Annotated in this window: 22 protein-coding genes and 1 tRNA gene; 13 read left to right on the top strand and 10 right to left on the bottom strand. The window is 64.3% G+C overall.

Features of this window, described 5'->3' with window-relative positions; all coding sequences use genetic code 11:
• Positions 1 to 3 precede the first annotated feature (3 nt).
• Positions 4 to 1,476: a DUF7289 family protein gene (locus tag HWV23_RS05095; protein ID WP_178289343.1), complete on the bottom strand. Its 1,473-nt coding sequence runs from the start codon at positions 1,474 to 1,476 to the stop codon at positions 4 to 6.
• A gap of 255 nt (positions 1,477 to 1,731) precedes the next feature.
• Between HWV23_RS05095 and HWV23_RS17320 the strand changes: the two genes are divergently transcribed.
• Together HWV23_RS17320 and HWV23_RS05090 are read left to right on the top strand one after the other, a co-directional pair.
• A complete protein-coding gene (locus HWV23_RS17320; protein WP_484549436.1) occupies positions 1,732 to 1,830 on the top strand; it encodes a DUF7989 family protein in 99 nt (32 codons plus the stop codon).
• Between the two features lie 90 nt (positions 1,831 to 1,920).
• Positions 1,921 to 2,154: a DUF7385 family protein gene (locus HWV23_RS05090; protein ID WP_178289342.1), complete on the top strand. Its 234-nt coding sequence runs from the start codon at positions 1,921 to 1,923 to the stop codon at positions 2,152 to 2,154.
• 18 nt (positions 2,155 to 2,172) lie between these two features.
• Here HWV23_RS05090 and HWV23_RS05085 read toward each other — a convergent pair whose 3' ends face one another.
• Positions 2,173 to 2,364 carry a hypothetical protein gene (locus HWV23_RS05085; protein ID WP_178289341.1) on the bottom strand — a complete coding sequence of 64 codons (192 nt, stop codon included), beginning with the start codon at positions 2,362 to 2,364 and terminating at the stop codon, positions 2,173 to 2,175.
• 224 nt (positions 2,365 to 2,588) lie between these two features.
• Here HWV23_RS05085 and HWV23_RS05080 point away from each other — a divergent pair, with 224 nt between their 5' ends.
• Complete coding sequence (locus HWV23_RS05080) at positions 2,589 to 3,029, top strand: DUF8159 domain-containing protein (RefSeq protein WP_178289340.1); 441 nt, start codon at positions 2,589 to 2,591, stop codon at positions 3,027 to 3,029.
• A 179-nt stretch (positions 3,030 to 3,208) separates the two neighbouring features.
• Here the strand turns inward: HWV23_RS05080 and HWV23_RS05075 are convergent.
• Positions 3,209 to 3,280: transfer RNA gene (locus HWV23_RS05075), tRNA-Ala, on the bottom strand.
• A gap of 187 nt (positions 3,281 to 3,467) precedes the next feature.
• Between HWV23_RS05075 and HWV23_RS05070 the strand changes: the two genes are divergently transcribed.
• The 3 genes from HWV23_RS05070 to HWV23_RS05060 are packed head-to-tail and all read left to right on the top strand — an operon-like array spanning position 3,468 to position 5,889.
• Entirely contained in the window at positions 3,468 to 3,896 is a 429-nt protein-coding gene (locus HWV23_RS05070; protein WP_178289339.1) for a cobalamin B12-binding domain-containing protein, read from the top strand.
• Entirely contained in the window at positions 3,897 to 4,940 is a 1,044-nt protein-coding gene (gene meaB, locus HWV23_RS05065) for a methylmalonyl Co-A mutase-associated GTPase MeaB (protein ID WP_178289338.1), read from the top strand. It abuts the gene before it with no gap.
• Positions 4,941 to 4,983: 43 nt separating this feature from the next.
• Entirely contained in the window at positions 4,984 to 5,889 is a 906-nt protein-coding gene (locus HWV23_RS05060; protein ID WP_178289337.1) for an alpha/beta fold hydrolase, read from the top strand.
• On the opposite strand, the gene HWV23_RS05055 is transcribed toward HWV23_RS05060, so the two are convergent.
• The 4 genes from HWV23_RS05055 to HWV23_RS05040 form a co-directional block, all read right to left on the bottom strand.
• A complete protein-coding gene (locus tag HWV23_RS05055; protein ID WP_178289336.1) occupies positions 5,886 to 6,914 on the bottom strand; it encodes a response regulator in 1,029 nt (342 codons plus the stop codon). The genes HWV23_RS05060 and HWV23_RS05055 overlap by 4 nt on opposite strands.
• Before the next feature lie 46 nt (positions 6,915 to 6,960).
• Positions 6,961 to 7,344, bottom strand: a complete 384-nt coding sequence (locus HWV23_RS05050) for a Zn-ribbon domain-containing OB-fold protein (RefSeq protein WP_211693322.1) — start codon at positions 7,342 to 7,344, stop codon at positions 6,961 to 6,963.
• Positions 7,341 to 8,516, bottom strand: coding sequence for a thiolase domain-containing protein (locus tag HWV23_RS05045; protein WP_178289335.1), 1,176 nt, complete (start codon positions 8,514 to 8,516; stop codon positions 7,341 to 7,343). Before HWV23_RS05045 ends, HWV23_RS05050 begins: the two co-directional genes overlap by 4 nt.
• A 267-nt stretch (positions 8,517 to 8,783) precedes the next feature.
• Positions 8,784 to 9,053, bottom strand: coding sequence for a DUF7111 family protein (locus tag HWV23_RS05040; protein ID WP_178289334.1), 270 nt, complete (start codon positions 9,051 to 9,053; stop codon positions 8,784 to 8,786).
• Between the two features lie 85 nt (positions 9,054 to 9,138).
• Here HWV23_RS05040 and HWV23_RS05035 point away from each other — a divergent pair, with 85 nt between their 5' ends.
• Positions 9,139 to 9,408 (top strand): PadR family transcriptional regulator, encoded by a 270-nt coding sequence (locus HWV23_RS05035; RefSeq protein WP_178289333.1) that lies wholly within the window; start codon positions 9,139 to 9,141, stop codon positions 9,406 to 9,408.
• On the opposite strand, the gene HWV23_RS05030 is transcribed toward HWV23_RS05035, so the two are convergent.
• Both HWV23_RS05030 and HWV23_RS05025 read right to left on the bottom strand, forming a co-directional pair.
• Entirely contained in the window at positions 9,405 to 10,547 is a 1,143-nt protein-coding gene (locus tag HWV23_RS05030; RefSeq protein WP_178289332.1) for an acyl-CoA dehydrogenase, read from the bottom strand. The two genes, HWV23_RS05035 and HWV23_RS05030, sit on opposite strands and share 4 nt — an antisense overlap.
• A 100-nt stretch (positions 10,548 to 10,647) precedes the next feature.
• Positions 10,648 to 11,508 carry a 3-hydroxyacyl-CoA dehydrogenase family protein gene (locus HWV23_RS05025; RefSeq protein ID WP_178289331.1) on the bottom strand — a complete coding sequence of 287 codons (861 nt, stop codon included), beginning with the start codon at positions 11,506 to 11,508 and terminating at the stop codon, positions 10,648 to 10,650.
• A gap of 259 nt (positions 11,509 to 11,767) precedes the next feature.
• Between HWV23_RS05025 and HWV23_RS05020 the strand changes: the two genes are divergently transcribed.
• A complete protein-coding gene (locus tag HWV23_RS05020) occupies positions 11,768 to 12,562 on the top strand; it encodes a class I fructose-bisphosphate aldolase (RefSeq protein ID WP_178289330.1) in 795 nt (264 codons plus the stop codon).
• Positions 12,563 to 13,453: a class 1 fructose-bisphosphatase gene (locus HWV23_RS05015; RefSeq protein ID WP_178289329.1), complete on the top strand. Its 891-nt coding sequence runs from the start codon at positions 12,563 to 12,565 to the stop codon at positions 13,451 to 13,453. It begins immediately after the preceding gene.
• A 21-nt stretch (positions 13,454 to 13,474) separates the two neighbouring features.
• On the opposite strand, the gene HWV23_RS05010 is transcribed toward HWV23_RS05015, so the two are convergent.
• The gene (locus tag HWV23_RS05010) at positions 13,475 to 15,067 is read right to left on the bottom strand and encodes an ABC transporter permease (protein WP_178289328.1); all 1,593 of its coding nucleotides are present in this window, start codon (positions 15,065 to 15,067) and stop codon (positions 13,475 to 13,477) included.
• A gap of 72 nt (positions 15,068 to 15,139) precedes the next feature.
• Between HWV23_RS05010 and HWV23_RS05005 the strand changes: the two genes are divergently transcribed.
• The 4 genes from HWV23_RS05005 to HWV23_RS04990 all read left to right on the top strand — a co-directional run bounded on the left by HWV23_RS05005 (position 15,140) and on the right by HWV23_RS04990 (position 18,910).
• Positions 15,140 to 15,670, top strand: a complete 531-nt coding sequence (locus HWV23_RS05005) for a gluconate 2-dehydrogenase subunit 3 family protein (protein ID WP_178289327.1) — start codon at positions 15,140 to 15,142, stop codon at positions 15,668 to 15,670.
• Positions 15,667 to 17,250, top strand: coding sequence for a GMC family oxidoreductase (locus HWV23_RS05000; RefSeq protein ID WP_178289326.1), 1,584 nt, complete (start codon positions 15,667 to 15,669; stop codon positions 17,248 to 17,250). Before HWV23_RS05005 ends, HWV23_RS05000 begins: the two co-directional genes overlap by 4 nt.
• A 161-nt stretch (positions 17,251 to 17,411) precedes the next feature.
• A complete protein-coding gene (locus HWV23_RS04995; RefSeq protein ID WP_246282746.1) occupies positions 17,412 to 18,059 on the top strand; it encodes a dolichyl-phosphate hexose transferase in 648 nt (215 codons plus the stop codon).
• A 122-nt stretch (positions 18,060 to 18,181) separates the two neighbouring features.
• The gene (locus HWV23_RS04990) at positions 18,182 to 18,910 is read left to right on the top strand and encodes a hypothetical protein (RefSeq protein WP_178291604.1); all 729 of its coding nucleotides are present in this window, start codon (positions 18,182 to 18,184) and stop codon (positions 18,908 to 18,910) included.
• The last annotated feature ends 2 nt before the right edge of the window (positions 18,911 to 18,912 follow it).

Raw genomic sequence — 18,912 nt, 5'->3', positions numbered from 1 at the left:
ATCTCAGTTCAGTTCGATGCGAATTCGGTTTTCGGTGATGTGGAGATACGTAACGACGCGGCCGCCGCCGTCATACATGATGGTGCCGGACGACCCATCGGGGTCGAGACCGGCGTTCCCCTGTTGGCGCTCGTCGATGGTCAAATCGAGGTCGCCGACCTTGGCGAAGTAGTGCTGTATGACCGTGTCGAGGGGTGCGGTATCACCGGGGTTGTAGTCGGTTCCATTGACGGTAATCGTCTCGCTACTATTGAATTCTCCGTCCCCACTTCGGAAGATCGGTCCTGCACCATCGCTGTTGCCCTGCGCCAAATCGTAGGTGCCGAAGTCCTCGTAGACCATCTGTCGACTCCCGTTGAGTAGGTCCACCGTGAGCGTCGCGTCCTCGCCACTCCCCTCGACTTTGAAAGCGTCGGAACTCGAACTGTTGAGCGTCCAACTTCGGTAGGGTTCACCCCCGTCCTCGCTGTAGTAGAGATGCATATGCACCGGCGTGCCGGTTCCATCCCCCTCGGATTCGATGTAGATTTCGAACTGCTTGTCGGCGCCATCGTCATTTGCCATCTTCCACTCGAAGTTGTTGAAGCCGGAATTTGAATCGCTCTCGAAGGTCAGGTTGAAATTGTTAAGCGGTTCGTCGCCTTCCTGTCCTCGGATTCGGAGCGTTGAACCTCTCATGACGCTGAACTCGCCCTGTGTCCCGAGGGTGATTAGCTGTGCCGTGACGGTGTTGTTGCTGTCACACTCGGTGACCTCGCCTTCGGTCCGCTCGGCCAGATAGGTTCGCCAGCCCTCACAGTACTCGCTTCTGACTTCGATAGTCATGTTCCCGTCCTGTACCGGATTGAGGTACTCGCGGTTGTTCGAGTCGCCGTTATAGTGTTTGCCGGGAACGGGATAGATGCTCGACGCGGTTTCGACGCGGGTAATGCGGGCATTGGTTCGGCCGCCCGCGGAGTCGGTGCCGTTGACGCGAATCAGGGGGAAGGTCAGGGTCGCATACCGGTAGTGGAACTCCGGTGGGGAGACCATCATGGCGTTACCGCCGGCGTCCTGTCGCCAGACGCCGCCGCCCTGATAGGCTATCTGGGTGTTCTGGCCCTGATAGACGACGGCCCCGAGCGAGACCCAGTCGGTTTCGCTGCCGTAGATGTATTCGGTCTGCGAATTATTATAATTCCCGTGATATATACGGATGGCGCCGGCGTCCTCGTCGACCCGATAGTTCCCGTTCTGCTGGCCGATGTTGACGTTCTGGGATGAGGAGTCGCCCAACGCGACCTGTGCCGCTCGGGAGTCGAACTGGGTCATGGCCTGTTCGGCCTGGCCGACCTGGGATTCCTGCTGGACTCCTTCGAGGGCGGACCCGCCGAAGACGACGATGACGGCCGCCGCGGTGAGCGTAATCGAGAGGATGAGTAACACGCTGAGCGGCGACGTCTGTGCTCGGTCGTGTTGGCTCCCCGAAGGCTGCATACTGTCTCTGGGGCGTCGGAGAACTATAAGCGGAGGGGCCGATTCGGCGTTCGATGAGCGGGCCCCCGGCTTGAGCGCCCGCCAATCTTGTGTGGATGGTTGGCGATAAAAGACGACGTTTCACGGCTGTTATTGGGTGGATAGCGTTTAAAAAGAGGAATAAGATACGGATTCTAAATAATATATATGTTATAATGTGTTATAGGCACTCCCGAGAAACCCTTAAGTACGCTGGATGTGATACGCTTTGCCACGATGAGTCAAAAAGAGACCCTGAAGGACATGGACCACACACCGCCGACCGGCGAATCCGTCTCCAACGTCTGGGACCGCGGCGCCGACCGCTCGGAGTAACGTCGACGTCTTTTTCGGCCACTCACCGCCGTTAGCCGTTGGCTTCGCCCCGTCCACGAGATTCAATAGGGACGCCGCGTACTGTCCGCTATGGACATCGATACCGACGAACTGCTGGCGTCGCTGACGCCGCGTGAGGAAAACCAGGCTATCAAGTCCTATCAGAACACCGTCGCCGTCGCCTGCCCGGCCTGCGAGGAACCGTTCGACGACCTCGTCGTCTGCAAGCAGAACCCGACCAGTCTCAACCTCTCGAAACAGCTGGACCTCTGTGTCGGCGTCGAGGACGACCAGGCGTTCATCTTCACCCACAAACCCGAGTGAGGCAGTCGTCCGACCGCCTCAGTCCCCGGCCCACGGGCCGACCCCGAAGACGTTGCCGGCGACCCACCCCAGCAGGAACGGCGTCAGGACGGCCAGACAGGCGATACCGACGTAGCGAACCGGCGGCGGCTGGAGGGCGAGATAGACGAGATACAGCGTCCCCAAAAGCGGGAGCGAACGCCGAAGTATCGACCGACCCTGCTCGAACATAGCCGTCGTTGCCGCCCGGCACGGAAGAGTGTACCCAAACGCTTATACGCGGCATCGATGGAGTTCCATCCGGGTTCCCAGCGGGGCGACGTCCCTGTCCCCCTCGTTGTGGAAACCGGACGAGAGATGTGGACGCCCGCCGCTTCGGCGTGGCGTCCACCGTTCTTCTGATGCCTCACATACGTGGCCGAAGGCTTAGGTAGCGTCTCACCAACGGCCGTTTCATGCATCGCCGTCGCTATCTCGCCGGCCTCGTAACCGGCCTCGGCCTCACGCTCGTCGGGTGTACGGGCAGCCAGCCCGCCGCCGAGGGGGACCCAAACGAGGCCTACCGCAACGCGTTCCGAAACGCGCTCACCGAGGCGGACATCACGATTCGGACCTTCGCGGTCAGCGAGGGCGTTCTCGACCTCGAATACGTACCCGCCGAAGCCACCGAGGAAAGCGTCGAGGAAAGCGTCCGAAAGATTGCTCGCGCCTACTACGACCGCATCTACGGTGGCTGGGACGTCGAGCGCATGGAGGCCGCCGCGTTCGTCGACGACAGCCTCGTCGCCACCTGGCGGATGGAAAGCGAGTGGGTCCAACAGCATCTCGACGGCGAAATCAGCAGGGACGAACTCGGCGAGAAGATTCAGGGAAGCGTCGAGCGTCACGGCGAATAGTTGGGAAGTGCCTTTGGCTGGCCTCGCAAGGACCTTGTATCGACGGCAGGAACGGATTCCACGGTCGTGACGAAGACGAGAACAAATACTAGCTCGGACTCGCCGGGACTGAGCGAAGCCGAAGGCTTCGCGAGGGTCGGCGAGTCCAATGACTGACGGAGCGAAGCGACGGAAGGAAATGGACTCGCCGGGATTTGAACCCGGGGCCTTCCCCGTGCCAGGGGGATGATCTACCACTGATCTACGAGCCCTCGAACGCATTCGATTGTATCGGGGTCCGACTCATAAACCCATCGAAGCGACGGCATCTGTGGGTGATTCCAACACGGTACGAGGCATTCTACGCGTGTCCACAAGCACGCTTGAAGTAGCACAAACTCGCCGAATGAGATGCGAAACTCCGTTAGAGTCAAACACCTGCCAGCGAATGTGTGTGGTATGAGCACAGAGCAGGAGGAGCACGGCGACGGGCGAACGATTCGGTGTCTCGTGGCCAAAGTAGGTCTCGATGGGCACGACCGCGGCGCACACGTCATCGCTCGGGCGTTCCGCGATGCCGGCTTCGAAGTCATCTATTCGGGCCTTCACAAGTCCCCGGACGAAATCGTGCAGGCGGCCGTTCAGGAGGACGTCGACGTCCTCGGGATTTCGATTCTCTCCGGTGCGCACGACACGCTGGTGCCGAAGATTATCGACGGCCTCAAAGAATACGACGCCTTCGAGGACACCCTCATTCTTGTCGGCGGTATCGTCCCCGACGAGGACCGCGAGGAACTCTACGAGTTGGGCGTCGCCGAGATATTCGGCCCCGGCGCGTCGATGCAGGAAACCATCGACTTCGTGCGCGAGAACGTCCCTGAGCGATAAATGAGCGACAACGAGACGCTCGTCGACGAGTTGCTGGCGGGCAAGCATCGCGCGCTCGCACGCGTCATCACGAAAATCGAAAACCGCTCGCCGGGCTATCGCGACCTGGTGTCGCAACTCCACGAGGATACGGGCGATGCCGAAGTCATCGGTATCACAGGCTCGCCCGGCGCCGGCAAATCGACGCTCGTGGACAAGATGGCCGCCGAGTACCGCGACCGCGGGGAGACGGTCGGCGTCATCGCCATCGACCCCTCCTCGCCGTTTACCGGCGGGGCCGTCCTCGGCGACCGGATTCGGATGGCCTCCAACCGCGGCGACATGGACGTCTTCTTTCGGTCCATGTCCGCCCGCGGCTCGCTCGGTGGCCTCTCGACGGCGACGACGGACGCGGTGAAGGCACTGGACGCCTTCGGCAAGGACAAAATCATCGTCGAGACCGTGGGTGCCGGTCAAAACGAGATTGAAATCGTCAAGACGGCCGACACCGTCGCGGTGCTGGTGCCGCCGGGGTCGGGCGACGACGTCCAGATGCTGAAGGCGGGCATCCTCGAAATCGCCGATGTCTTCGTCGTCAACAAGGCTGATATGGACGGCGCCGACCGGACTGTCAAGGAACTGCGCGAGATGGTCCACATGCGTGATGCATCGCCGATGGCGGGCCACCACGGCGCCGGGACCATCAATCCCGACGAGGGCGACGACGAAGACGAGGAGGACGACGGCTGGGAACCGGCTATCGTCGAGACGGTCGCCAAGACCGGCGAGGGCGTCGACGAGTTCCTGGCGACGCTGGCGGACCACGCCGACTGGCTCGTCGAGACGGGCGAACTCGAAACGCAGGAACGCCAGCGCTACGCCGCGGAAATCCGGACGCTGCTCCGGGAGGATAGCGCCTCGCTGTTGGCCGAAGAAATCGACACTCAGGGCGGCCTCGACCAGTACGTCGACCAGGTCGTCGCCCGAGAGACGGACCCCTATTCGGTTGCCGACGACCTCATCGACCCGCTTGAGGAGTGCGTTCGGGAACGCCGCGACGAATAGCCGCGAGCGGTATTTCTAAGCGCGCGCTCTCCCTTGTGCCGATATGAACCTGAAGCGACTGCTGGGTGGGACCGCTGTCGGCATCGGCGCGACTGTCGCCGGCAATCGACTCCTGAGTCGCGACGAGAGCGACCTGCCGCCGCCGCTCGGCCATGACCTGTCGACCTATCGCTGGCGGGGCTTCGACATCGCGTACACGGAGGCGGGCGACCCGACGGACCCCGACCTGCTTCTCCTGCACGGCATCAATGCGGCGGCATCGAGCCACGAGTTCCGATACATCGTCGACGCGCTGGCCGAGGAGTATCACGTGCTGGCACCTGACCTACCCGGATTCGGCCACTCCGACCGACCGCCCTTGCTGTATTCGGACGGTCTCTATGCCACGTTTATCCGGGATTTCACCGACGAACTGACCTACGAACCGACGGTGGTGGCCTCGTCACTTACGGCAGCCTACGTCGCGGATGCGGCCGATGACCTTGACGTCGAGTCGTTCGTCTTCGTCTGCCCGACGGCGTCGACCATTCCCGGTCGCCGGGCGTGGCTCCGCTCGCTGTTCCGACTACCGGTCGCCGGCGAGGGGCTCTACAACCTCCTCGTCTCCAAGCCGGCGATTCGGTATTTCCTCGCCGACCACGCCTTCGACGGGCGGGTATCCGAGGAATGGGTCGAATACGACTGGCTGACCGCCCATCAGCATGGCGCCCGCTTTGCGCCGGCCTCGTTCATCAGTGGTTTCCTCGATTCCGACGTCGACGTCGCGGCGGCGCTTCGGGAGGCCGACGTTCCGACGACCATCGTCTGGGGTCGCGAGGCCGACCTCCCGCCGCTGTCGGAGGGTCGAGAACTCGCGAAGGAAGCCGACGCGCGGCTAGTCGTCTTCGATAACGCGGACCTGTTGCCGCACGCAGAACACCCCGAGGCGTTCGTCGACGAACTGTTCTAGGAGAGTTCGACGGAGACGGGAATCGACGCCGGCGGGTCGCGTTCGAGCAGTTCCTCGATGGCGTCCAGTTCGGCGCGGGCCGTCGCTTCGTCGCCCTCGTCGAGCGCCTCGCGGGCGTGGTCGAGGCGACTCTTGGCCGAGCGGACCGCCTCGCTCTGGTCGCGGGCCCACTCGTCCGTGAGTTCGTGGCCGAGCAGGTTGGCGAGCAACTCGACGAAGGCGCGCTCCCAGGCGGTGAACTCGATGGGCGACTCGCGGTCACAGAAACACATCGTGCCGTAGCGGCGGTCCCCGACGTAGACCGGGGCGCCGACGTAGGTTCGGAATCCATTGGGGGCGTCCGTCTCTGCGGATTCCTCCGCGGTAACTGCGGTTACGCCGCCGTCATCGAAGTCGACGTCGGCGAGGGCCTCGGAGAGCGGGACACCGTGACCGGTCGCGATGTCGGTCCCGTCGGCGACGCTCTCGACGAGGAGTTCGCTTTCGCCGTCGTCGATGCGGAGGAAGGCAGCGTATTCGAGTTCGAGCGTCTCCCGGCCGAGTTCGAGCAGTTCGTCGACGGGCGTCGAGACGCTGTCGATGACCGTTCGGGTGAGTTCTCGAAGCGCGTTCTCGCGGCGGTGGGCGGCCTTTTCGGCGCGGTAGCGGGCGGCGACGTTCTCGATGCGGTTGGCGAGGACGCGCCACTGTTCTTCGCCCCGGCGTTTCCGGAAGTAGTCGGTGACGCCCTCCGAAACAGCGTTGCTGGCGATTTCCTCGCTGCCACGGGCGGTAAAGAGAATAAACGGGATGTTCGGGTCCATCTGCCGGACGTATCGGAGCAACTCCAGGCCGTTCATCTCGGGCATGTGGTAGTCGCTCAGCACGCAGTCGATGTCCTCCTCGTCGACGGCGTCGAGCGCGTCGTTGGGGTCGGTTTCGACCCGGATGGAGAACTCATCGCGAAGGTCCCGCAACTGACTCGCCATCAAATCGGCGAGGGAGGGGTCGTCATCGACGATGAGAACGCGGGTGGGGCGCGCCATGATATAAACCCGTGGTAGATTGGGATAATGGTTCCGACCGAATCGGTCAGTCGAGTCGGAAGACGAGCGCTCTGTCGTTTTCGGTCGCCGTTTCACCGACGGTGACACGTACAGTCGCTCCGGGCGTCGGTTCGGCGTCCGCTCCGCGGACGAGTCCCGTCAGGCGCACCTCGTCGAACTCGGCGATGGCCGTCACGTACGGGGTGTCCTCCTCGAACTGCGGCCCGGAGACGGAGATGGTCGTCGCGGCGACGATGTCGCCCGTTTCCGGCAGCGACGCTTCGGTCAGTTCGCGACTCCCGCAGTCCGGGCAGATTCGCCGCGGTGGCACGGTGCCGTGGCCGTTCGGGCAGGCCAGATAGTAGCCGTCACCCTCCTTGATGGCGTCCAGCAGGTCGTCGTAGCCGTCGTGGCGCATCTCGATCGTCATGATTCGACCTCCTCGTGTTCGAGGACGTGTACCGTCGCCGTCGCGACCGTTCCACCGGCGTTGTGCGCAACGCCAACGCTCGCGCCGGGAACCGAATCCGACCGGGCGTGATGGCCCGCCAGCAGTTCGGTGAGTTCCGCGATTTGTGCGGCGCCCGTCGCGCCGACGGGATGGCCCTTGGCCTTCAGGCCGCCCGAGAGGTTGACCGGCAGCGAACCGTCGCGAGTCGTTTCGCCGTTTTTGGCGGCTTCGAGTCCTTCGCCGGGCTCGAAGAAGCCGAGGGATTCGGTCGCGAGCACCTCGGCGATGGTAAAGCAGTCGTGGACCTCGGCGCAGTCGACGTCGTCGGCGTCGATGCCGGCCTCGGCGTAGGCCTCCTCGGCGGCCACCTCGGCGGCCGGTGTCTTCCAGAGGGTGTCCCGTTCCTGCAGTGCGAGGTTGTCGCCACCCTGTCCCGACCCGGTCACCGATACCGGGGCGTCGAGGTCGTGTTCGGCGGCGAATTTCTCGCTGGTCAGCACGACGGCCGCCGCGCCATCGGAGATGGGACAGGCGTCGTAGAGGCCGAGCGGGGTCGCCACGCGCGGGGCCTCGATAGCGTCCTCCAGCGTAATCGCCGACTGGAAGTGGGCCTTGTCGTTTTCGAGGGCGTTGTCGTGGTTCTTGACCGCGATGTGGCCGAGGTCATCGGCGTCGGCGTCGTTGTCGCGCATGTACGCCGAGGCCATCAGCGCGTAGGCGCCGGGGAAGGTCATCCCGGCCTTGATTTCGAAGAGGTCGTCGGCGGCAATCGAGAGTCCGTCGGTCGCTCCTGAGGTCCCCATGTCGGTCATCCGTTCGGCGCCGCCGACCAGTACGACGTCGGCCTCGCCACTGCGGATGGTTTTGACGCCCTCGCGGACCGCGACGCCGCTGGAGGCACACGCCGCTTCCAGCCGTGTCGCCGGTGCCTGTACGCCGACGGCTTCGGCCATCAGCGGCCCCTGATGGCCCTGGTGTTCTGCCAACTCGCCCATGAAGTTCCCGTAGAACAGGTGTTCGACGGCATCGGGGTCGACGTCGGCGTCGTTGAGCGCCGTGAGGCCGGCCTCGGCGAAGAGGTCCCGGCCGGTTCGCCCCGAGTGTTCGCCGAACGGGGTCAGCCCCGTCCCTGCGATACGTACGGTTGCCATACTCTCATTCTGTCAGTCGGACTTAACCGAGTACCGAACGCGGCAAGCGGTCTTATAAATCGGATATCGATACCTGTCACCAAGCATCCGCCGAGCGGGGCCTTCGAAGAAGGCCCCCGAGGCGGTTCGCGGCGACGAGACCCGAAGGGCCGAGTCGCCGTAGCGAGAGCCGACTAACGCGCCCGAAGGGCGCGGCTGGAGGCTCTCGCGCATATTTTCCCCATGTTTTTGCCGGCGGGCCGCAGGCCCGCCGTGCAAAAAGTGGGTTTACATCCCCATATCTTCGGCCTCGTCGGGAATCGGCAGGTCGTGAACGGGCACCGCCAGCAGTTCTGCGGCGTGGTCCAGCGCCATGTCGAAGCCGTAGTAGCGTTTGAGTTCGTCGCCGTCGGCGCTGGGCCGCACTTTGAGCATGGCGTAGCCTTCGATGTTCTGTGCGATGGCGGCGGTGCGGCCGTCGGCCTCGAATTCGAGCAGGCGTTCCTCGTCGGTCTCCCGATAGCGTGCGGAGATTCCGTCGGCCTCGGCGGTTGACATACCCGCGAATAGGACGGCGGCGTATGCGAAACTACCGGTCGCGGCCGACGGATGGGCTTTTTGAGGCCGCCACCGAATCGGGGGTATGGAGTGGCTCACGAGCGGCCTGCGCCGCGATATCTGCGTGCTGCTGTACGGCGAGGAGCGTCGCGCCCAGTCGCTGAAATCGGACCTCGAAGCGCGCTACGACCGGCGGGTCAAGCCCGACCGGTTCTACGGCGCGCTGGATTCGCTGGAAAAGAACGGCTACGTCGAAAAACACGTCGAGGGGCTGGAAGACGTCTATTCGCTGACCGACGCGGGCGCCGAATCGGTCGAGGCGCAGTTCGAATGGATGGAAGAGCGAATCGACTAATTCAATAATTCGTTGGCGATGGTGTTCCGGAGGACTTCGCTCGTACCCTCGTAAATCTCGTTGAGTTTGGCGTCGCGGTAGAACCGTTCGGCCGGGAAGTCCTTGGTGTAGCCGTAGCCGCCGTGAATCTGGATGCCCTCGTTGGCGACTTCACGGGAGACCTCCGAGGCGTAGAGTTTGGCCTGTGCGGCCTCCTTGGCGAAGTAGTCGCCGGCGATTTTCTTGTCAGCAGCGGAGTGCATGAGCAGGCGGGCCGCACGCGTCTTGGTGTCCATGTCGGCGAGTTTGTGCTGGATGGCCTGGAAGTCCGAAATCGGCTGGTCGAACTGTTCGCGGTCCTGGCTGTACTCGAGGGCGGCATCGAGTGAGGCCTGTGCGATACCGATGGAGCGGGCGGCGATGGTAATTCGACCGCCGTTGAGCGTCTTCAGCGCGTGGACGAAGCCGCGGCCCTCCTCGCCGAGACGGCGGGATTCTGAGATGGTGAGGTTATCGAAGCGGAGTTCGGCGGTCGGACAGCCCTTGTCGCCGAGTTTGTCCTCGGTGCCCTCGACGATGAAGCCGTCGTCCTCCTCGGGACGGACGATAAAGGAGGAGATACCCTTGTTGCCGGCGTCGGGGTCGGTCTTGGCGAACACCGTGACGGTGTCGGCGACCGAACCGTTGGAAATCCAGAGTTTGCCGCCGTTGATGACGTACTCGTCGCCCTCCTTCTCGGCGGTCGTCTCCATGGCAGGCACGTCGCTGCCGGCGCCGGGTTCCGAGAGTGCGAAGGCGCCGATGTCCTCGCCCTGTGCGAGCGGGGTGAGGTATTCCTGCTTCTGTTCTTCGTTGCCGAACTCGTAGACCATGTTGCCGGCCAGCGAGATGTGGGCGGCGACGATGGTCCCGAGGCCGCCGGAACCGCGAGCGATTTCTTCGAGGGCGGCGGGATAGGCGTGATAATCGAGGCCGGCACCGCCGTACTCCTCGGGGAACGGCATGCCCATCAGATCGAGGTCGGCCAGTTCCTCGACGAGGTCCCACGGGAACTCGTCGTCCTTGTCGATGTCGTCGGCGACGGGGACGACTTCCTCGTCGACGAAGTCGGCGACCATCTCCTTGATTTGCTTCTGTTCGGCCGTGAGGCTGAAGTCCATACCTGTGCGTTCGACGCTCCGCACTTTACGTTTCCTTTCTCTGCGGGTACGACCCGTTTCTCACGAACCAGCGGGCCATACCGTCGGAAATCCAGTCGAGTTAGTCGTATTCGTAGAAGCCTTCGCCCGTCTTTTTCCCGAGGTCGCCGGCTTCGACCTTCCGCTTGAGCAGGTACGCCGGCTTGTAGCGGTCGCCCAACTCCTCGTGGAGCGTCTGGGTTGCGTCCAGACAGATATCGAGGCCGATGTGGTCGGCCAACTCCAGCGGCCCCATCGGCACGTTCGTCCCGAGTTTCATCCCGCGGTCGATGTCCTCCTTCGTCGCAACGCCCTCGTCGAAGGCGCGAACGCCCTCGTTTATCCACGGCATCAGAATCCGATTCGAGACGAAGCCGGGTTTGTCGTCGGATTCCCAGGTCGTCTTGCCGAGCGCCTCAGAGAAGCCGTGAGCCAACTCGACGACTTCGTCGGTGGTCTTCTCGCCGACGACGATTTCGACGCCTTCCATCAACTGGACGGGATTCATGAAGTGGATGCCGACCACGGCTTCGGGCCGCTCGGTCGCCGCGGCGATGGTCGTAATCGACAGCGTCGAGGTGTTAGTCGCCAACACTGCGTCGCCGTCGGTCACCTCATCGAGGTCCGCGAAGATGTCCTGCTTGATATCCATCTTCTCGACGGCCGCCTCGACGACGAGGTCACAGTCGGAGAGGTCCACGAGGTCCGTAGTGCCCTCGATACGCCCGCGGGCCGCCTCTGCCTCCTCGGCGGTCAGTTCGTCCTTGTCGACGAACTTCGAGAGGCTTGAGTCGACAGTGTCGAGGCCCTCCTCGACGAATTCGGCCTCGATATCGCGTATCACGACGTCGTAGCCTGCGGTGGCGGCCACCTGTGCGATGCCGCTGCCCATGGTGCCCGCACCGACGACGCCGACCGTTTCGATATCTTCGAGGTCGTACATATCTCGGCCTGTGCGTGGCTGAATGGTAAAGATTGCCGAGATGGAGCATTCGATGGATGATCGGTACGGCTGGCTGTTCACGGTTCGTTGTGCTCGTCGCTCCGCTCCTCGCCGTTCGCTTATTCGGTGGTCCTCGCTTCGCTCGGACCACCCTGTTCGCGGCTCACTTCGTTCGCCGCTCACTTATCCGGGGACTCTCCCTACGGTGAGTCCCCCATACCAGAATCTTCTTTGTCCATCTCACCGGAGATTCGCCCGTATGATTCCCATCGACGATACGCCGCTCTGTCGCGACGGCAAGATACTCATCCTTGCCTACGACCACGGGCTCGAACACGGCCCGGTCGACTTCCGAGGCGTCCCGGAGAGTGCCGACCCCGAACGGACCTTCGAGGCGGCGACCCACGACGCCGTCACCTCCATCGCGGTCCAGAAGGGCATCGCTGAGGCCTACTATCCGAGCTACGAGGACGACGTCGACCTGCTGATGAAACTCAACGGCACGTCGAACCTCTGGATGGGCGAGCCGGATTCGGCGGTCAACTGCACCGTCGACTACGCCGCGGACGTCGGCGCCTCGTCGGTCGGCTTCACCCTCTACGGCGGGTCGAACAACGAGGTCGAGATGGCCGAGGAGTTCCGCGACGTACAGGAGGCCGCGCGCGACCACGGCCTGCCGACGGTCATGTGGTCCTACCCGCGCGGGCAGGGTCTCAAGAACGACACCAAGCCCTCGACCATCTCCTACGCCGCGCGCCTCGCCCTCGAACTCGGCGCCGACGTGGCGAAGGTCAAGCATCCCGGCTCCCGCGAAGCGATGGAGGACGCCGTCCGGATGGCCGGTAAGACGAAGGTCGTCATGTCCGGCGGCTCGAAGACGACCGACCGCGAGTTCCTCGAATCGGTCAAACAGACCATCGACGCCGGTGGGAAGGGCCTCGCGGTCGGCCGGAACGTCTGGCAGCGCGAGGACCCGACGCGCATCCTCGATGCCCTCGAGAAGGTCATCTTCGAGGAGACCAGCGTCGACGAAGCACTGGAAGCGGCCGAATAGATGTCGGACGCCATCGACGCGATACTGGACGTCGTCGCCTCGACCGCGCCGGACGTCCGCGGTGGGCTGGCGGGCCGACGCGTCTACGAGAGCGGCGAGAACCCCTCCGGCGAGCAGCAACTCGCGGCGGACGTCTACGCCGACGAACTGCTCGAAGAGCGCCTGCTCGACCTCGATGCGGTCGGTAGCTACGCCAGCGAGGAACGCGACGATGTCGCGGAGAGCGAGGCGCAACGCGCCTCGGAATCGACGAGCGGCGAACAGCCGCGAGGCGAGGGTGACCTCCACGTCGCCGCTGACCCCCTCGATGGCTCCTCGAACCTGAAATCGAACAACACGATGGGGACGCTCTTCGGCGTCTACGACGAACCTCTGCCAACCGCGGGTCGGAACCTCGTCGCCTCCGGGTTCGTGCTGTACGGCCCGATTACGACGATGGTCGTCGCGCGCGACGGCGAGGTGACCGAGGAGGTCATCACCGACGACGGCGAGCGAGAGGTCGTTACCGAGGACCTGACGCTGCCCGACGACCCGACGGTCTACGGCTTCGGCGGCCGCGTGCCGAACTGGACCGACGACTTCGCGGCCTACGTCGAGTCGGTCGAACAGGAACTCAAACTCCGATACGGCGGGGCAATGATTGGCGACGTGAATCAGGTGCTCACCTACGGCGGGATTTTCGGCTATCCCGGCCTGCAGGACCGCTCCGAAGGGAAGCTCCGACTTCTCTTCGAAGGCCATCCCATCGCCTACGTCGTCGAGTCGGCCGGTGGGGCCTCCTCGAACGGCGACCGGTCGCTGCTGGACTGTGACCCCGAACGGCTTCACGAGCGGACGCCGCTTTTCGTCGGCAACGACGAGTACATCGACCGGCTGGAAGACGCGCTGTAGTCGGGGCGTCGGTCGCCGGTTTCAGTATTCGTTGCCTTCCTGAGAGAGCAAGACGACCAGCGACAGCCCCGAGACGACGATGAGTATGAGTGCAGGGACGGCGACGTACTCGAGGTTGACGCTATTCCGCGCTTGCCAGATTTGGGTAACGAGTGTCTCGAAGCCGCCTGGTCGGAGCATGATGGTAATGGGCAGTTCCTTCATGGTCGTCAGGAAAACGAGCGCGGCGCCGGCGACGATTCCGGGTGCGATAAGGGGCAGCGTGACGCGGCGGAAGGCCCCGAACGAGGATTCCCCGAGCGTCTGTGCGGCCTCGAAGAGCGTGGGGTCCGTCTGGAGGGTCGAGGTGCGGATGGAACCGACCGACTGCGGCATGAACCGAATAACGTAGGCAAACACGAGCAGCGGGAGCGTCTGGTAGAACCACGGCACCAATCTGGTGCCGAAGTAGACCAGCGTGAGTGCGAGGACGATGCCGGGCACCGCGAAGCCGACGTAGGTGGCGCGCTCGAACAGGGTCGATAGTAGAGAATCGCTCCGTGCGGCGTAGTAGGCGACAGGGAGGGACGCCAGTACGGCCACGAACGCTGCGGCGGCGGCGATGCCGACGGAGTTGAACGCGTAGCTCCACTGGAACCCCATCGAGGGGTGGCTCCGACCTGCTGTGACGAGCCACCGGCCGAAAATCCACAGCGGAACGACGAGTGCGAGAAAGACGATGCTGGCGGGCAGCGCCATCGCGGGCCAGCGCCATTTGCCGAGTCGGACCGGCGGTTCCTCGGCGCGGCTGGTGCCTGAGCCGTGGACGTCCTCGCCGGGCCGAACCCATCGTTCGAGGGCGAGCACCGCAAGGACGATAACGAGCAGTTGCAGGGAAAGCAGCGCCGCGTACCCCTGACCGAAGGACCTGTACTCGACGTATATCTGCCGGGTGAAGACCGGCAGGCGCATGATTGCCGGCGTCCCGAAATCAGAGACCGCATACAGCGCCGACAGCAGGCCGCCCGCAGCGATAGCGGGCCGGAGATGCGGCAGAGTCACCCGTTTGAACGCCCGCCAGCGGTCGTGGTTGAGCGTGCGCGCGGCGTCGACCAGTCGAGTGTCGAACGACAGCAGTGCCCCGCGGGTCGTCAGGTAGACGTAGGGGAACGTATACAGCGTGATGACGAGCGTCGCGCCCGGGAAGCCGTAGATTTCGGGGAGTCGCTGAATTCCGAGCGGCGCGAGCAGGTCGTGAAACTCCCCCCGGGGGCCGAACGCCGACACGAAGGCGAAGGCGCCCAGATAGCTCGGCACGACGAGCGGCAGGGCGACGGCGACCGACCAGAACCGCCGGAACGGGAGGTCGGTCCGAGTGGTGAGATAGGCCAGTGGAACGCCCAGCAGGATGGAAAAGCCGGTGACGAGTCCCATCAAAAGCAGGCTGTTGAGGACGATATCGAGGGTTGCCTGCCGGAAGAGCAACGACCACGCGCGTTCGGGGTCGATGGTCGCGGCCTCGAGGAACAGCCACGTCAGCGGGAGGACGACACACGCGGCTACGGCACCGGCGAGGACCGCGAGGCCGAACGATATCTCACCGCCGCTGACTCGTCTCGAAAGTGGGTTACTCACGGCTACTCACCATCGTTATCCCGTGAATCGCAGTCCGCCGAGTATAAGGTTTTAGGTTTACCTAAGAACGATATGGAGCTGACCCGGCGGGACGCGGTCGCGGCGCTTGCGGCACTCGGTGCTGGCGGCGCTGCGGCCGGCGGTTACCACCTCTCTCAGGGAGACAGCGAAGACGACGCTTCCGACGACGAGGACGTCCGCGCGACGCTCGTCGCGGCGGCCGAAGTCGTCTATCCCTCGGAGGTCGACGGCATCGAACCGTTCGTCCGGCGGTTTCTGGACGGCCGTCTCGACGACTCCGAGCACGCGGAGGGCGTGCGAACCGCCGTCACGGAACTGGACGACCACGCCCGCTCGTGGTACGACGACCGCTTCGTTTCCCTGTCGGCCGAGACGCGCGATAGCCTGCTCAGAGAAATCGGTGCCGACACCGCCGAGGAGGTCCCCGACGGGACGACCGCCGAACGGGTGCGGTATTACGTCGTCAACGAACTCCTGTTGGCGCTGTATTCGTCGCCGAAAGGCGGGAAACTGGTCGGCATCGAGAACCCGCAGGGCCACCCCGGCGGCACCGACAGTTACCAGCGGGGGCCGCAGCGATGAACGACCGCACACCCGTTTCGGACGCGGACGTCTGCATCGTCGGCGGCGGCCCCGCGGGGTCGCTTGTCGCGGACCGGCTCGCGGGTGCCGGCTATCGGGTCGTCGTTCTCGATGCCGGCCCGCGGTTCGACCCCGAAGACCGCCGCCGCCGGCAGGAGCGTGCGATTCGACCGTACTACGGCCGCCCCGATGTCTGGGACGGCGACCCCGAACGCGACGCCTATTCGGCCACCGGCGAGTGGTTCTACCCCCTCAACCACGCACGCGTGAAGGGAATCGGCGGGTCGACGCTCCACTGGCAGGGGATGGTTATGCGGCTTCACGAGGCTGATTTCAACTCCGGCAGCGAGCGGGGTGTCGGTCCCGACTGGCCCATCGACTACGCGGACTTGCGGCCGTACTATGCGGACGCCGAGGACGAACTCGGCGTCTCGGGCGCGGATATCCCCTTCGGGCCGCCACGGGAGGAACCGCATCCGATGGGCGCGTTTCCGCCCTCCTACAGCGACTCGCTGTTCGCCGAGGCCTGCGACGAACTCGGCATCGCGATGCATCCGGTACCGAACGCCCGCAACTCCGAGTCCTACGACGGCCGCAGCGAATGCGTCGGCTACGGGACCTGCCAGCCGGTCTGTCCCTCCGGCGCGAAGTACGACGGGACGGTCCACGCCGAATCAGCCGAGGAGAAGGGCGCGGCGGTCATTGACCGGGCGCGCGTGACTGAACTGGAACACGGCCCCGACCGCATCGAATCGGCGGTCTACGTCACGCCGGACGGCACCGAACACCGACAGGAAGCCGATGCCTTCGTTCTCGCCGCAGGTGGCGTCGAGATTCCGCGCCTGCTCCTTCTCTCGGAGTCCGAACACTACCCCGACGGCCTCGCCAACTCCAGTGGCCTCGTCGGCCGGTACTTCATGGACCACCTCTTTGCGGGCGCCGGCGGCGTCCTCGACGAGCAGACCCGACAGAACCACGTCGGCTTCCTGACCAGCGAGAGCCACCAGTTCTACGACGACGCCGACGCGGAGTTCGCGCCGTTCAAACTGGAGTTCTTCAACTACGCCGGCCCTTCGCCGGTCGAGATGGCGCTGTCCGGTGACGACTGGGGCGACGAGCAACTCGACCGGCTCAAGGGGAGTTACGGCAACCACGTCGCCCTCGGCGGCCTGGTCGAACAACTCCCCCGCGAGGACAGTTACGTCGGTCTCGACCCCGAGCGCACCGACGACCTCGGCAATCCGGTGCCGGACGTCCACTGGAACGTCGGCGACCGCGCCCTTCGGACCATCGAGCGCGTCAACGACATCCAACACGAGATTCTGGAGACTCTCGGCGCCGATATCCAGTGGACCGCCGGCCCCGAAAGCACCGGCCCGGCCTACCACCACATGGGAACGACCCGAATGAGTGCGGACCCCTCCGAGGGCGTCGTCGACTCGACCCTCCGGACCCACGACCTCGAGAACTGCTGGATTGCATCCTCGTCAGTCTTCCCGACCGGCGGCGCGATGAACCCGACGCTGACCATCGCCGCGCTCGCGCTGAAAGCCGCCGACAGCATCGAAGCGTCGCTCTGACTGCTGGTTTAGGCGAACCTAAAAACTCAAGTGTATGTGGTAGAAAAGACGAATCAATGAGTCAGACCCAGAGCGGAGACGCGACGAAAAACGGCACCGGAACCGACGCCGACGCTGACGCCGATAGCGACGAATTCACCTTCGACGATCTCGCGGTCGTCATGGGCACCTACAACGAGGAGGAGGCCATCGAGACGGTCCTGAACGACATCGACGAGGTCACCGACGGCAAGGCCGAAGTCGTCTGTGTCGACGGCTCGTCGGACCGGACGCCCGAAATCGCCGAGGAACACGGCGCGACGGTCATCCGACAGGAACCGCAGGGCTACGGCGTCGCCGTCCGGGAGGCGGTTCTGACGCCGGACCGCTCCATCGTCGTCACCACCGACTGCGACGACACCTACCCGATGGAGCAACTGCCGGAGTTCCTCGAGTACATCAACGAGGGCTACGACGTCGTCAGCGGCGACCGACTCTACCACGGCGCCGACGCGATGCCCGCGTTCAACCGCTTCGGCAACCACGCCTTCGCCGCCATCGCGAGCGTCCTGCTCGGCGAGCGCGTCCACGACACGACGACCGGGATGCGTGCCTACCGGCGCGAGGTCGTTCAGGACATCGAGTGGACCGAGAACACGGGGCTGTCGGCCGAACTGCTGATGCGCCCGCTCGCTCGCGGCTACGACGTGCGCGAGCACCCCATCGAGTACGCCGAGCGCCTCGGTGAGACCAAACTCGACCCGCTGCAGGGCGGCGCCGAAATCGCGAAATCCATCATCAAGGTCGGCCTCGAAGAGCGGTTCCGGTAACGGCGTTCGTCACGGCCCCTTTTCCGAGGAGGGCTCGCCGCAAAACACGGGCCCACACGACATTATAAGTTCCAACCGCCAGACGACGAACCCGTATGACGGTTCGAAACACGATTCGGGGGATGGCGGAGCGAGCCAACCCGGCCTTCGCCGCGGGGGCGGTCGGGATTCCGCTCGCGGCCTTCCTGCTGGCGGCGACGGTCGGTTCGGTGGAGACACACATCTACGTCCACGTGATGGCGGGGGTGCTGTGGACGGGCATCGACCTGTTCATGGCGATGGTGATGGGCCCTGTATTGGGGTCGCTTGGGCTCTCGGCCCGGGCGGACTGGTTCGAGAAGTTCACGCCGAAGATGTCGTTTCTGCTGCCGACGCTGGCGATGGTGACGATTTTCGCCGGCATCACGCTCGCGGTCCGAATCGGCGTCTTCCCGAACTCCGGGCCGTGGATCGGCCTGTTCACGCTGGTCACCTTCGGCGTCGCGACGCTGCTTCTGGGCAAGGTCTTCGACGCCTTCGGCGACCGCCGTTGGCAGGCGTTCTTCGCGCTCGTCGTAATCGGCAACGGCGCCTATTTCGCCAGCGAACTCGCGGCGGCGGGCATGACGATGCCGAGCACGTCGACGATAATACTGGCCATCCTCGCGGTGATGTTCATCCTGACGGTGCAGGGCTTCGGCTTCCTCCTGCCGAACGAGGTGCTGGTTTATCGGGAATTGCTGTCGTCGGACCCTGACAAGGAGCGCATCAGTCGCCTCGGGATGCGGAACGCGAAACTCAGCGGCGTCCAGGGGTTCTTCCAGTTGGCCATCATCGCGCTGATGGTCTATCTGCGCTGGAACCCGCCGTAAGC

The sequence above is a fragment of the Natronomonas halophila genome, assembly GCF_013391085.1.
Taxonomy (GTDB): domain Archaea; phylum Halobacteriota; class Halobacteria; order Halobacteriales; family Haloarculaceae; genus Natronomonas; species Natronomonas halophila.
Note: the sequence above shows the minus strand (reverse complement) of the source record. Positions and strands in the feature narration are given on the sequence as shown.

Excerpts from the sequence above, each read along its gene's own strand:
- HWV23_RS05055 (WP_178289336.1), bottom strand. The coding sequence starts at position 6,914 with ATGGCGCGCCCCACCCGCGTTCTCATCGTCGATGACGACCCCTCCCTC.
- HWV23_RS04995 (WP_246282746.1), top strand. The coding sequence starts at position 17,412 with ATGGGCACCTACAACGAGGAGGAGGCCATCGAGACGGTCCTGAACGAC.
- HWV23_RS05050 (WP_211693322.1), bottom strand. The coding sequence starts at position 7,344 with ATGACGATCGAGATGCGCCACGACGGCTACGACGACCTGCTGGACGCC.
- HWV23_RS05030 (WP_178289332.1), bottom strand. The coding sequence starts at position 10,547 with ATGGACTTCAGCCTCACGGCCGAACAGAAGCAAATCAAGGAGATGGTC.
- HWV23_RS05000 (WP_178289326.1), top strand. The coding sequence starts at position 15,667 with ATGAACGACCGCACACCCGTTTCGGACGCGGACGTCTGCATCGTCGGC.
- HWV23_RS05060 (WP_178289337.1), top strand. The coding sequence starts at position 4,984 with ATGAACCTGAAGCGACTGCTGGGTGGGACCGCTGTCGGCATCGGCGCG.
- HWV23_RS05035 (WP_178289333.1), top strand. The coding sequence starts at position 9,139 with ATGGAGTGGCTCACGAGCGGCCTGCGCCGCGATATCTGCGTGCTGCTG.
- HWV23_RS05095 (WP_178289343.1), bottom strand. The coding sequence starts at position 1,476 with ATGCAGCCTTCGGGGAGCCAACACGACCGAGCACAGACGTCGCCGCTC.
- HWV23_RS05040 (WP_178289334.1), bottom strand. The coding sequence starts at position 9,053 with ATGTCAACCGCCGAGGCCGACGGAATCTCCGCACGCTATCGGGAGACC.
- HWV23_RS17320 (WP_484549436.1), top strand. The coding sequence starts at position 1,732 with ATGAGTCAAAAAGAGACCCTGAAGGACATGGACCACACACCGCCGACC.
- HWV23_RS05090 (WP_178289342.1), top strand. The coding sequence starts at position 1,921 with ATGGACATCGATACCGACGAACTGCTGGCGTCGCTGACGCCGCGTGAG.
- HWV23_RS05045 (WP_178289335.1), bottom strand. The coding sequence starts at position 8,516 with ATGGCAACCGTACGTATCGCAGGGACGGGGCTGACCCCGTTCGGCGAA.
- HWV23_RS04990 (WP_178291604.1), top strand. The coding sequence starts at position 18,182 with ATGGCGGAGCGAGCCAACCCGGCCTTCGCCGCGGGGGCGGTCGGGATT.
- HWV23_RS05085 (WP_178289341.1), bottom strand. The coding sequence starts at position 2,364 with ATGTTCGAGCAGGGTCGGTCGATACTTCGGCGTTCGCTCCCGCTTTTG.
- HWV23_RS05005 (WP_178289327.1), top strand. The coding sequence starts at position 15,140 with ATGGAGCTGACCCGGCGGGACGCGGTCGCGGCGCTTGCGGCACTCGGT.
- HWV23_RS05020 (WP_178289330.1), top strand. The coding sequence starts at position 11,768 with ATGATTCCCATCGACGATACGCCGCTCTGTCGCGACGGCAAGATACTC.
- HWV23_RS05015 (WP_178289329.1), top strand. The coding sequence starts at position 12,563 with ATGTCGGACGCCATCGACGCGATACTGGACGTCGTCGCCTCGACCGCG.
- meaB (WP_178289338.1), top strand. The coding sequence starts at position 3,897 with ATGAGCGACAACGAGACGCTCGTCGACGAGTTGCTGGCGGGCAAGCAT.
- HWV23_RS05070 (WP_178289339.1), top strand. The coding sequence starts at position 3,468 with ATGAGCACAGAGCAGGAGGAGCACGGCGACGGGCGAACGATTCGGTGT.
- HWV23_RS05080 (WP_178289340.1), top strand. The coding sequence starts at position 2,589 with ATGCATCGCCGTCGCTATCTCGCCGGCCTCGTAACCGGCCTCGGCCTC.
- HWV23_RS05025 (WP_178289331.1), bottom strand. The coding sequence starts at position 11,508 with ATGTACGACCTCGAAGATATCGAAACGGTCGGCGTCGTCGGTGCGGGC.